The sequence below is a fragment of the Moritella sp. 24 genome (assembly GCF_018219155.1).
Taxonomy (GTDB): domain Bacteria; phylum Pseudomonadota; class Gammaproteobacteria; order Enterobacterales; family Moritellaceae; genus Moritella.
In genome coordinates, this window is sequence record NZ_CP056123.1 from 2,473,961 (window position 1) to 2,487,152 (window position 13,192).

Sequence of the window (13,192 nt, forward strand, 5' to 3'; positions counted from 1 at the left end):
AGTTATCACATTTAAATACTTAACAACAAAACAATCAACATTAAAAAACAAGCGTGTTAAAAACGAGCGCTGACTTCTTTAGGCTTTAGAAACTCAAGTGGTTTATCTAAAATGTGCTGATAAATGACGTTATAGACTAGAACATTTTTAACATAGCGTCGGGTTTCTTTATAGGGGATGGATTCAATCCAACTATCCATCGTTAAGGCTTGCTCTGCTCTACCATCTTTGCTGCCTTGCCAACGGTCTACTCGATTTGGACCCGCATTATACGCGGCAGTTGCAAGTATCCGATTCCCCTTATAACGCTTAAGTAAACTATCAAAATAGGCAGTACCTAATTGTACATTGATATCACCATCGGTTAATTGCGTTTTCTTCTTATAACTTTTCAACCCAATTTTACGTGCTGTCTCTTTTGCTGTTTGTGGCATCAGTTGCATATAACCACGCGCCCCGACTGGCGAACGAGCAGACTCGTCAAACGAACTTTCCTGACGCGTAATAGCATAAATATAACTTGAATCGAGTTGATATCGATCGGCATGAGCATCGAATAGCTGGGGTTTAGCTGCCGGGAAGCGAATATTCAACGCACTCCAACTTTTAGACATAATACTGGCAACGACCGAAAGATGAGCCCAGCCTTTTTGGAAGGCAAATAAGCCTAACTGCCTTTGCAGATTGATACTTTGATTGCTAATTAAGACTCGCCACTCACGTTTTAGTAAATACCTATGTTGGTGGAAATACAGTTCATCAATATGCGTGAGCTGTCTTGCAAGGTGATCTAAGTCTTGCTGCTGCTCGCTGACGACCTTGGCATTAAATTGGTAATCTAATCCTAATTTCTGCGCAGCCAAAAAGCCGTAATAATTACGCTCAGTCGCAATTTTTTGATAAAGCTTATCGGCCTGACTTGGTAACTGTTTATTTTCCAATACCCGTGCTTGCCAATACACCCATTTACTATCGAGTTGCCTATTATCCCCTTGCCTATTCTCCACTTGCGTAATAGCACTCAACTGGTCTAGCCAATATTCTATATCGGCCCAATTATCAAATTTAATCGCATAACGGATACGACGTTCCGTTAATGGTGCATTCCCTAAAGCCAAAAGTGCTTCATCTAACCAAGGTAACAACTGAGTTTCATTACGGATCATAATGCGCGATATAAGGTATTTTTCTAATTTGATTTTCTCTGCCGATGTAAAAGATTTTTTACGCTCATAAGTGAGGTATGCATTTAACCCTAATTCAATGTCTTTTTTAGCAAGACGTTTAATACTAGCAACTAAAAAGTCGTGGTTAGCATGTACCCCGTTGTTAGATGAGAGGTTGTTAGATGAGTGATTATTAAATGATAGGTTGCTAAATGAGAGATCGTTTAATGAATGGGGCTTAAATAGCGGGCTGTTTAATACCTTTTCCGGAGTTTTATGTAAAGCATATAACTGCTTAGCCAACAGTTTATTTTCCTTGTCCATTAAGGTGATTAGATAGGACATAAGGGAAGTTTTATTCTTCGCGTACGCTAAGTGAAAACGCTGTAAAATTAACGCCTGAGATATTTGCTTACTATCAAGATAATACTCCAACACGCTATCACAAGCATTCGGCAAGGAAGATCCCGTTAACCACGTTTTTTGCACATCAGTCCAAATTTCATCGGCTTGACCGCCCGCTATTCGCGCCTGAAAATGATAACATTTCAAGTCGACTGAATTAGGAAGTCGCGGATAAAAAGACAAGTACTCACGCCAATATTGATTTTTTGCTAAGTAATATAAATAACTTCGTTGCAGATCATAACTCACGCGACGATCGGGGTTATCCTTTATAAAAGATTGCACTGCAAACAAACTGTTGCGACTAAAGTGTGCTTTAAGCTGTTGGTATTCAAGTAGATAGGTTAATGGATACTCAGGAATAAGCTTTGTTTTTTGTAACGCTTCAGCCCACATTTGTTGTGCTTGTAAGTCAACAGCCTGCGTATACAGCCCCCTTTGCTGACTCCACGTAAGCGAGGTGGCTAAACTTGAAAATGATAATATAAACAAAGGTATAAAAAATATTTTCATCGATTCGTCCGTGAGAGACTCTACTTTAGCAGAGTCATAAATTCCTGTTAAAACATTATACGTAAACCACAGCTAACTAAATACTTATGTGGAATGTAATCGGATCTGTTCTCTTTTAGTGTAGGTGTTATTCAAGAAGTTCAAAGTCACAACAATATAATTACTATCCCGAATGACTTCAAAGGCCGAAAACGTATACCCGATACTTTCGTGGCGGTTAGTGTTTTTGACGTTTGTTTATTTTACTTCAGCATTTTCACGTCTATTTACAGTAATTAGTACTATATTTTTATTAATCAATTCTTTGGAGGAAAATAGATGAAACTTAATACTGTCGATGCTTGGCACCAACTACTTAAAACGCGTAATACAGATGATCTTGACCTACTGCTTTCTGACAAGGTTGTTTTCCATTCACCAGTCACGCATACACCACAAGCAGGTAAAATAATAACCTCTGTATATTTGACTGTGGCATTGAGCGTTTTCGTCAATGAATCATTTAATTATGTCCGCCAAATCATCAGTGATAACGATGCAGCACTGGAATTCGAAGTCGAGATAGATGGCATTTTGGTGAATGGTGTAGATATGATCAAATGGGATGATGAAGGCAAGATCATCGACTTCAAAGTCAGTATTCGCCCGCTCAAAGCCGTTAACTTAATCCATAAGAAGATGGGGGAATTACTACAGGTAGCAGGATAACTCCCCGACTTCTTAGTTCGATATGTTCAGGCTTCTAGGTCTGTATTCCAAGGTGATAAATAGCCCTAGAATTAGAAGCCTACAATATTATATTTTGAATGAACCAACATGCAGATCTAACGTTTGAGCAAGCTCTTCCAAAGTTTTACTCGACGTTTCTAATGCCTGACTGGCAACCAAACCTTCCTGCACAGAGTTATTGACCAAGTCCATATTGATATTGATTTCATTTGCGACACAAGACTGTTCTTCGGTAGCTGTTGCAACCTGAGTATTCATATCTAAAATAGCCATCACTTGTAATGATATTTTTTCAAGTACGTCCTGAGCTTGTGCAGTTGTTCTTGTTCCTTCTTCAGTTAACGAGCGACTACTCTCCATTGCCTGAACCGCGTTTTTGGCCTCATGCTGTAACTGATTAATCATACTTTGAATTTCATCCGTTGATTGCGCAGTTTTAGTCGCAAGGTTTCTAACTTCATCAGCAACAACGGCAAAACCTCGGCCAGCCTCCCCCGCTCGTGCTGCTTCAATTGCAGCATTAAGCGCAAGGAGATTCGTCTGCTCAGAAACGCCTCTTATCACGTCAAGTATGGAACCAATTGACTGCGTTCTTTCCGCTAATGATGTAATAACCAATGACATGTCATTCATTTCACCACCCAGGTTATTAATGGTATTAGAAGAATCCTGTAATGTTTTACGCCCTGCTTGCGTATCGCTATTTGCACCGTCTGCTGAATTTGCTGCACCCGCTGCATTTTGTGATATTTCATTAATAGTGGCGATCATTTCATTTATCGACGTTGCGACTAATAACGTTCGTTCGCTTTGCTCTTGACCCCTTGAAAGCCCAAGCAGAGATTGTTTGCGAAGTTCAGCCGCTGAATTGCCGATACCGACACCCGTTTCGACGACTTGAGAAATTATTTCATTCGTATTACCGACAAAAACATTGAATGCTTTAGAAATATGGGCAATTTCATCTGTTCCTTGCACTGGTAATTTAACAGTCAAGTCTCCATCGCCTTTTGATATATCTTCCAACGCTTGTTGTAAGCTAGCAAGAGGTTTGAAAAATCGACCCAGTAACCACATTAATACGAAAGCACAAATGAGAAAGATGGCTATGATTGCGATTAACTGAGTGAGCATAATATCAGCCACTGCATCATCTACTTCTGAAATTGGGATGCCAATATCAAATGCCCCCAATAGCTGACCATTCTCATTACGAACAGGGACCATGATATCGTATACCCACATTTCCTGAACATCCGCATACCATTTTGAATATTTAGGTTGTCCTTTACCCGCTCCTTCGATGGTGTAGCTATCTTTATAGACTTTGTTTAGTTTTTTTATATCACTATGGGCAACAGCTTGTATTTTTCTATCGATGAAAACAGCGTAGATAATATCTGTACGCTCAGAAAGTGACTGAACTAATGCTTGTACATCAACTAATGGCTGGGATGAATTCTGTAATACATACTCGACATTTTTAGCAATCACTTCGGCCGTAGCCTGCGATTTTTTCAATATAATGTCATCAATCTTTTGATTGGATATATAAGAGGTAGAGGTGATACTCGTTATGCCTGCAATCGCAAACATGACAAATACCGTTATTAATATTAATTTTTTCATACACAACATCCTTGGTACTAGCACCTAGACAAATAAATGAAATACGTTGTATTCACTTCACCTGTTAAGATCGCACTATATTATCTTACATGCGTGTATCCTACACTTTAGCCTACTCCTTAGGTAGTGGTTGGAGGTGTATTGCTCGGTTCACCTAACGCTGTAATTGTTTCTATCGTATATCTTTAAAAAGATAATAATGCGCAATCATATTTCATCACTCCGGCATAAAATCCTCTCTAACGCTTATTCCGCCCCTCTAGAACCAATTTTAATTCGTAACACTTGATGCTTAGTTTTAATGAAACTCGCTTTCGCGTTTATTTTGATTAAAATACTGATTTAGAATGCTTTTCTAATATGGGATACAAGTCACTATAGGAAGGAGAGCGCTTTTGCATAATATTTAATCTAATCAAGTCCGGGTCACAATTGAATTCGTAATTGTCCTTGTAATAGCCTCCGCATGTACTGTTGTAATATGAGACAGTCACCCTTGAGTTAATAATGTTGGAAACTCATAAAAAAAGATCTCAACGATGACGTGTTTTAGCAAGGTTTACGCGCAAGCATGGTAACAACTTTAATTTTGGGAGATGAGGGCTATTATCCTGCTACTGATATAGCCCCATAATATTGAGAATAGTCATTTACATCGATTTGTTCTGACTCATTACATCACGATGAACAACTAAGATGCGACAATCCACCCACCTCAAAGAACTCAAGCGGTTTCAATCGATAGTATTTATCTTCCACTTCCTTCGACTGCTCTGCATATGGCTGTGTCATCACGCCCTGTAACTCTCGAATTAGCGCGTAATTCCCCGTAGTTGCTTGCTGATAAGCCGGCATAACAAACCACTCTCGTAAAATATATTTTGGATTAACGAGCTTCATCTGCATAGAAATGTCCTCACTGGTTCGGGATGAGAGACCATTCGCGTCACTAGCACTGTTAAGGAGCACTTTCCATTTTTCTAGCCACTCAGCCCAGTACTTTTCCAACTCTAAGCTATCTGGATCATCCGCAGCATCATTGTATAGACTACTGTAAAAACTTTTCTTGAGTGGGCCAATGTCGTCAGGAATCGAGGATAGTTCGCGGAAGAAAATAGTGTAATCAACAGGCGCTTGCATCATGAGTGTTTGCAGCTCCTTGATGAGCACGTTGCAAAGTGCTTTATCAGACTCACTCTTCAAATTGATAAGCCCCAACTTGGTAGCCCACATCGCCTTCATTTTCGTATCCATTACTACCGAAAATTCACTTTGGATCTCGTCGAACGCAAGCAAATCCTGCTGATTAGATACCAGTAACGGTCGTAAAGTCGAACAAAACATATCGAAATTTTGTTGAGCTGCTCTAGGTTGGTTCATGAACGAGAAATGGTTACCACCACCCGTCCAAGGTTGATAATACGGATTAAACACATCACAAAAACCAAAGGGACCATAATCAAGTGTAAAGCCACCGGCTGCGCAATTGTCGCTGTTGAAGTTACCTTGGCAGAAGCCGACACGGATCCAATCCGCTATCAGTGACGTGAGACGGCCACGAAACTCCCGTGCCAGCAATACCACTTTTTCTGAGGTGGTTAGTTGTGTATCGATAACGTCTGCGTATTCACGATCAATCAAGTGCAGTACAATCTTCTCGAGTTCCTCCATCGCTTTTGGATGTTCATTTTTACGGGTTCGGCGAGCAAAAAGTTCGAGTTGGCCAACGCGGATGAATGACGGTGCGACACGTGTCGAGATAGCGACGGCTTCAGATATAAGCATGTCAGGATTCTCTGATCTTGAACCCTCCGAGTACCATGGTCGTTTCACCCTTTCGGTCTTTGAAACGTACAAACTTAAAGACCGAGAAGTGGGCACGCCCAGTGCGTGCATGTGTTCCTGAGCCAAGAACTCGCGAATACTAGAGCGTAAGACAGCACGACCGTCGGCACCGCGGCAATATGGCGTACGGCCACCACCTTTCAACTGCATTTCCCAGCGTTGACCCTTGATGACGGCCTCAAGCACAGAAATTGCACGACCATCTCCATATCCATTGCCGGTTTGGAACGGGCACTGCTGGATGTATTCCGTACCGTAAATAGAAAGTGCGTAGCCACTCGCCCAACCGACTTTGCGCATCGGTTCTGGAACCTGAGAAATGTCACCAGAGAACATGCGGAGGAAGTCAGAAGATTCAGCCATGCTGTCGGCGAAGCCAAGCTCGGAAAAGAAGTTCTTGCTGTGCGCTACATACGCTGGATCTTTGATTGGTGTCGGATTGACCGGGACATAATGGCCCGTAAAGACTTGTCTCGGTGCGTGATCAGCACCATTTTCTTTCGCATCAGGATCGCAGTTAAGCGTGTCCATGAGGGAATAGTTTGCCAACGTTGCAAGTTCCTTGAGCGTCGATATAGTCGCGGAGGTTTTCTGAGGCTGTCGATTTGTCATATTTGTTTATACCAAGGCTCGTTAAGAGGCAGATACTGCTGACTTTACAGAATCGAAAGTATCTACACCAGTGTTAATTTTACAGCAGTAATATATAACGATTTATTTTGCCTTGCCCGCCAATTTCTCAAATGTGCGCAATATACCAAGCCCAAATAATGCTATTTTACAAAACGTAGGTACTAGTTATGACTGAATAGAGTAAGGGTCATAGTATTAACGCTATGATTTGGAATGATTGAGTTTATGATAAAAAAGCACTGAGCGTTAAATGTTCAGAGCTTTTTTATCGAGAGGTAAGATGTAGTCACTAATCATTTAAAATAAATGATTAGTGACTACACTGATTTCAAGAGTGGTCTATTTCGCACTTTCCCCTAGGATGTATTTTGCAATAGTTTCTGCTTCACGGCGGTTTATAGGTGGCTTAGGCATGCCAAGTGCACCATGTTTAATCGCCACACCTAATCTATCCACTGCGTTATCCGTTCCTTCATATTTAGCTCGAATGTCGTTGATAGACAGAGCTTTGATAGAAAGGGCTTTGATAGAAGAAGCGCCCGTATCTTTATGGCAAGTTAAGCAATCATTATCCGATAGCAGTGATTGAACATCTAAATTCTCAGGATTATAGACCTTCTTGGTTTTAGCTAGGTTAGTTAAGGCTATTATCTTTTTATTAGTTTCTTTTTCAGAGCCATAAGCAACTGATAAATAAGCAGCAATAACTTTAGCTTCATCCATGCTGATCGGCGCGCCATATTCGTTACGCATTTTATACATCTCACCGATCCACTCTTTCAGATCCATTTCTGGTGGTTGATACATTATATAATCAACGGAATGACAAAGATGACATTTAGATTGCGCAAGTCCATATCCGGGTAATGCCAATGGCTTAAGCTTGGTATTATCCATAGGTAATGAAATTGATACGATTTCAGCTTTCGCTGTTAATGAGAATAGCGCTACTATAATAAGTAAAAATCGCATTTAAACCACCTTAATACTTGTTCGTTCAATCGCATTGCGGTTATAGCCGCCATGATTCCAAGATGCATTTACAGATTGTGTTTCCCCACTATTACCTGTTGCTCTTACCATCACCAATGTTCTTCCTTTTTCACTAAAACTATGGCTTAACTTCCAACCTCGAAAGGAAAAGCGACCAAGATCTTCACCAAGCGTTGTGGGCATCCATTTTGTTCCACCATCGACTGAAATTTCTACGTTTTTGATACCACTACCACTATCAAAAGCAATCCCCTTAATTTCAATACTGGTTGACGCATTAACGTCATCACCATTTTCTAAGCTAGTAACAAAGCTTCTTATTGGGAAGCGATTCACAGGTAATGTCGTTTTAGCCCTTTTATTTGGTAGTTCACTTTTAGTATCATTGTCAGGTAAACGGTACCCTGTTGTCATAAAGAAAGCGTCAAAGTTGTCAAACTCATCCTCTATCACTTTGAGGTGTGATACATGTTTAACCCAATACGTTGCATACCAACCTGGAACGATTAACTTCACTGGGAAACCATTTAAAAATGGTAAGGGCTCACCATTCATTTCCCAGACCAACATAGGTTCACCCGTCATAATATGGTCAATAGGTAATGATTTTTGGAAGTCTGGTGTCGTATCTCGTACCGGCTTATCCAAACCATCGATGATGACACTTGTCGCTGCACTTGAAATACCAGCTTTAGCTAACACGTTTTTAAGTGGTACACCTTTGAACTTCGCGTTCCCCATTGCGCCATTACTTAATTGCGCACCAAAAACACGTGGTGATGAATAACCTCGGCTATTACCCGTACATTGTTGTACCGCGACGATTTCTTGCTGGCCTTCAATTGCCTTTAATTCAGCTAAACTTAGCTTAACTTCCTTATCAACTGACCCTGAAATAGTAATCGTATACTTATCAGTGTCGATGGCAACAGGAACGTCAGCTAAGTGATAACGCACAAAAAAACGGTTGTTTGGTGTTATTAACCCTTCATTGAATACATTAAAAGGCGTTTCAAGATGAGGTGGTCGAGTATGTACGATCACAAGGTTATCTTTTTGAGGGAATGTACTTAGTACTGGCTTAGGACCATCAGCATAGCTCACTCCTTCACCATCTGAATACATGCTTCCATCTTTCATAAACTCTTTAGAGAAAGCTGTTAATGGTGCAGCAGTTAAAGCGACATAGCCCGCTGCTTTAATGATTTCCCTTCTTAACTTATTCATTTTCATCATTGCGTATCCTATTAACCTTTAAACCTATTAGCCTGTAAACCAGCCACTGGTTATTTAATTTCTGATAAATATTTAGATAGAGATTTAATTTCATCACCTGTCAGCTTTCTAACGACATTTTGCATCATTTGACCTTGGTCACCCGCTCTCGCGCCCGTTCTCCAGTCAAATAATTGCTTCTCTAAATAGTCAGAAGATTGACCAGCCAATCTTGGAAATGACGGGCTACCTTCCGTTTTTTGGCCATGACAAGTCGAGCAAGCTGGGAGCGCTCGTTGCCAATCACCTTGGAATATTAGGCGTTCAGTCGGATCGTTAATCAGCCCTTCTGCTGATTTATCGGGATTGATTTGACTTATCGCTGGCGAAGCGAGTGAACTGAAATAGCTAGCAGCAAGTAATTTATCTTTAACATTTAAATCGGACACCGCATTTTTCATCGACGTATTTTGTCTTAAACCTGATGAAAACAAGTTCAACTGATTAAAGATATATACCGCTTTTAATCCAGCTAATTTAGGCGCATCAGGAACACTGCCAAGACCATCCAAGCCATGACAGCCCACACAGGTAGTCAGTACGGCTGGCAATGGTTTTTCATTTCGAGAGAAAATATACGTCTTCGCTTGCATAAACCCGATATTTTCTTCTGGTTCATCTTGTAAGGAGACAATATAAGAGGTCAAAGACAGCATTTGATTTTGCGTAAGGCGGTCACCAAAATCAGGCATTTTGTTGCGCATGCCATTCTCAATAACGCGCTTAATATCACTTTTGGTTGAACCATGAAGCCAGATGTTGTCAGTTAAGTCAGGTGCACCTATGCCCTGTGTTCCTTGGGCATCTTTTCCGTGACATGAAGAACAATTCGCATCAAAAAGGTCATTACTTGTAAATGATCCTTTATTTAGCTGAGAAACATACTGCGTCAGTTCATCTATGTCATCATTACTTAACGTATCTTTCCAAGCAGGCATTTTGCCATGACGACCATTATATATAGTCGTGTAAATATTCTGAGGTGAACCACCGTATAACCAATCTTTATCAATTAAGTTAGGGTAGTTGTGCTGCCCAGTTGCATCTTGACTATGACAAGCAGAACAATTATCACCAAATAATGCTTTACCACTCTGCAAAACAAGCGGATCTTTTTGTAAAAGCGTAAATATCTTCTCATCAGTATGCGCGTTGATTACGCCATTAATATTACTGTTAAGATCAATAGATTTAGCCACATACGCGTCATCCTTCTGTGTCCAACCGACAAAACCTTTCCAAGACGCGACACCTGGATATAAAAGGAGGTAAACAATGGCGCCTGTAAATGCAATAAGGTACGCAACAAAGAAAACCTTAGGAATTGGCGCATCTTTTTCTTCAATCCCATCAAACTGCTCAACTGTTTTATGACTATCCGCAGTTTTGTTTTTTCTGAACTGTGAATAAATAACGGCAACCATGATAAAAAAGAAGATAATCGATAGTACGCTTGAGAATATTTTTATGGATTCCATTAATTTAAATCCCCACCTTCTTCACGCGTATCGACACCCAGACTCATCAAGTAAGCAATAAGCGCATCACCTCTCGTTTTACCTTCAACTTTAGTCGGTGCATTTTCAATTTGCGTGTCTGTATACGGAACACCTAACTTTTGCATCGCTTGCATTGAAGCAATGACATTACTCACTTTAATTTCCTTTTCAAAAAGCCACGGATATTGAGGCATAATTGAAGCTGGAACAACTACTTGAGGATTTATTAGGTGTTGTTTGTGCCAGCTTTCAGTGTACTTTAAACCAATATTAGTCAGATCAGGGCCAGTTCTTTGTGAGCTCCACAAAAAGTTAAACTCATAAACATCATCTTCCATCTTATTAGGACGACCGTATCTTTTTCTTTCCGGTTCCAAGTTTCTAACCATTTGGGTATGGCATGCCACACAACCTTCAGCCATATAAACATCTCGTCCAGCTAGTTCTAAAGCCGAGTATGGTTTGGCTGTCGTTATTTCTTTAAGATCGTTAGTGAAGAAGAACCCTGGAAAAACCCACACAAAGAATGAAAATAGAACGACGACTGTCGTGATCGTAATAAAAGCCATTACTGACTTGGAAATTGACTCTTCCATTAATATGCTCCTTCAATAACTACTTTTTGTGTTTTTTTCACCGTCATGATGAGGTTATATACCATCACTAACATACCTAAGATAAACAGGGCGCCACCAATTGCACGTCCTAGCATGTAAGGTTCCATAAACCGTAAAATATCAACAAATGAATAAGTAAGAGAACCAGATGCAGTTAAGCTTAACGATTTAACACCTTGACCTATACCACCAATCCAAAGAGAGACTATGTAGAACAATATGCCGATATGAGCGAGTACAAAATGCACCTTAACAAGACCATATGAGTAGAGTTCTTTTTTGTATAACTTAGGAATGAAATAGTAGAACGTAGCGATACACGTCATACCAACCCAACCTAGCGCGCCAGAGTGAACGTGTCCTATAACCCAACTGGTATTATGCGCGATCATATTGAACCATCTGATCGCCATAAGAGGACCTTCAAATGTGGCTAATGCGTAATAGGCAATTGATGATAAAAAGAACCATACAACGGGATTTTTCTTCATTTCTTCTTTATTTGAAGTACAAGTCATCCAAGCGTTATATGCGCCAGCCCATGACGGTATCCACAATAGAATAGACATCACGATGCCAATGTTTTGGATCCAAGTTGGAACCGATGTAAAGAGTAAATGATGTGTACCAGCCCAAGTATAAAAACCGATTAAACCCCAAAAAGTAATTAACGAAAGTCGATATGAATAAATGGGTCTATTCACTAACTTGGGAATAAAATAGTAATTGGTACCCACAAAGCCAGCAGTCAATAAGAAGCCAACTGCGTTATGGCCCCACCACCACTGTACAAGTGCATCACTCGCACCAGAAAATATGGAGTAACCTTTAAATGCATACACTGGAATGGCTAAATTATTGATTAAATAAATTAAACCTATAACAATAATTACCCCACCACTGAACCAGTTTGAAACAAATATATGCTTGGTTTTTCTTTTCGCTAGCGTGCCAAAAAAGATATAGCCAAACGTTAGCCAGAGGACCACAATAGCGATATCAATTGGCCACTCAAATTCAGCGTATTCTTTCGTTGATGTATACCCTAAAGCGATTGATATCAGGCCGATGACCAATGTTATCTGCCAACCCCAGAACAAGAACCACGATAAGCCTTTGGATACTAGATTCACGACTGATGTTTTTGCCACGATATATAACGAAAGACCGATTATAAAGTTGCAAACCAACCCAAAGATGATGGCGTTAGTATGCAAGGGTCTTATTTTCCCGAAATTGATATACTCATTTGCAAAATTTAATTGTGGTAGATATAGCTGCAAAGCCGCCATTAAACCAATACACATTCCTATAACGCCCCAAGCTATGGCAGCAATAACAAATGCTTTCGTTAATTTTTCTTCATTTTCATACATGGGTATGCTCCCTGTTTACATCGGTTAATACGATGTGTGTTTTAATGGTCAAGTAAAACGGTACACCTAGGTAGGCATTTAAATTAAGCGGCGGCGCAAGCCACAATAAGCCCGTAGTGATAAACGATAGATGTGTTTTTAATGAATAATTGGTAACGAATTCAAACATGTTGGACTCTCTATTTCTAAGAGCCGAGAGTATAGCCATCCCTAAAAGTTAAAAATATCAGAATGAATTTAACCCCGAGTTCAAAAAAACTGAACATAGACAAATCAGTAAATAAAAGCACAGTTAGCGGTATTATAATGAGAGCTTAAAAATTGAAATTGAATTTAGTTCGTTACAAGCAGAATTCGATAGGAGTAGACCATTATGATATTCATGACTTCATACTTGCAGGCATTCAACCTGATATGTTTAAAGCGGAGTCAATTCGAGGAGGCGTCACTAACAAGATGACAATGGATGTTATGACTAATTGGGATCTACATGACTAGGGAGATACGCTCCT

The 13,192-nt window shown here is 40.1% G+C and carries 10 protein-coding genes; 2 read left to right on the plus strand and 8 right to left on the minus strand.

Annotated elements, in window-relative coordinates; translation table 11 throughout:
* Positions 1–56 precede the first annotated feature (56 nt).
* Entirely contained in the window at positions 57–2,084 is a 2,028-nt protein-coding gene (locus HWV00_RS11050) for a transglycosylase SLT domain-containing protein (protein ID WP_211681163.1), read from the minus strand.
* Positions 2,085–2,402: 318 nt separating this feature from the next.
* Here HWV00_RS11050 and HWV00_RS11055 point away from each other — a divergent pair, with 318 nt between their 5' ends.
* Positions 2,403–2,792 (plus strand): nuclear transport factor 2 family protein, encoded by a 390-nt coding sequence (locus HWV00_RS11055; RefSeq protein ID WP_211681165.1) that lies wholly within the window; start codon positions 2,403–2,405, stop codon positions 2,790–2,792.
* An 87-nt stretch (positions 2,793–2,879) separates the two neighbouring features.
* Here HWV00_RS11055 and HWV00_RS11060 read toward each other — a convergent pair whose 3' ends face one another.
* The 7 genes from HWV00_RS11060 to HWV00_RS11090 all read right to left on the minus strand — a co-directional run bounded on the left by HWV00_RS11060 (position 2,880) and on the right by HWV00_RS11090 (position 12,680).
* Entirely contained in the window at positions 2,880–4,442 is a 1,563-nt protein-coding gene (locus HWV00_RS11060; RefSeq protein ID WP_211681167.1) for a methyl-accepting chemotaxis protein, read from the minus strand.
* 678 nt (positions 4,443–5,120) lie between these two features.
* Entirely contained in the window at positions 5,121–6,899 is a 1,779-nt protein-coding gene (locus HWV00_RS11065; protein ID WP_211681169.1) for a YdiU family protein, read from the minus strand.
* 360 nt (positions 6,900–7,259) lie between these two features.
* Positions 7,260–7,892 carry a hypothetical protein gene (locus HWV00_RS11070; RefSeq protein ID WP_211681171.1) on the minus strand — a complete coding sequence of 211 codons (633 nt, stop codon included), beginning with the start codon at positions 7,890–7,892 and terminating at the stop codon, positions 7,260–7,262.
* Positions 7,893–9,149: a molybdopterin-dependent oxidoreductase gene (locus HWV00_RS11075; protein ID WP_255554495.1), complete on the minus strand. Its 1,257-nt coding sequence runs from the start codon at positions 9,147–9,149 to the stop codon at positions 7,893–7,895. It lies immediately after the preceding gene.
* A gap of 50 nt (positions 9,150–9,199) precedes the next feature.
* Positions 9,200–10,666: a cytochrome-c oxidase, cbb3-type subunit III gene (gene ccoP, locus HWV00_RS11080; RefSeq protein ID WP_211681173.1), complete on the minus strand. Its 1,467-nt coding sequence runs from the start codon at positions 10,664–10,666 to the stop codon at positions 9,200–9,202.
* On the minus strand, positions 10,666–11,283 hold the full coding sequence (locus HWV00_RS11085) for a cbb3-type cytochrome c oxidase subunit II (protein WP_211681175.1): 618 nt from the start codon (positions 11,281–11,283) through the stop codon (positions 10,666–10,668). The genes ccoP and HWV00_RS11085 overlap by 1 nt, the downstream gene beginning before the upstream one ends.
* Positions 11,283–12,680, minus strand: coding sequence for a cbb3-type cytochrome c oxidase subunit I (locus tag HWV00_RS11090; RefSeq protein ID WP_211681177.1), 1,398 nt, complete (start codon positions 12,678–12,680; stop codon positions 11,283–11,285). The genes HWV00_RS11085 and HWV00_RS11090 overlap by 1 nt, the downstream gene beginning before the upstream one ends.
* A gap of 321 nt (positions 12,681–13,001) precedes the next feature.
* Here HWV00_RS11090 and HWV00_RS11095 point away from each other — a divergent pair, with 321 nt between their 5' ends.
* Positions 13,002–13,178, plus strand: coding sequence for a hypothetical protein (locus tag HWV00_RS11095; RefSeq protein WP_211681179.1), 177 nt, complete (start codon positions 13,002–13,004; stop codon positions 13,176–13,178).
* Positions 13,179–13,192: the final 14 nt, after the last annotated feature.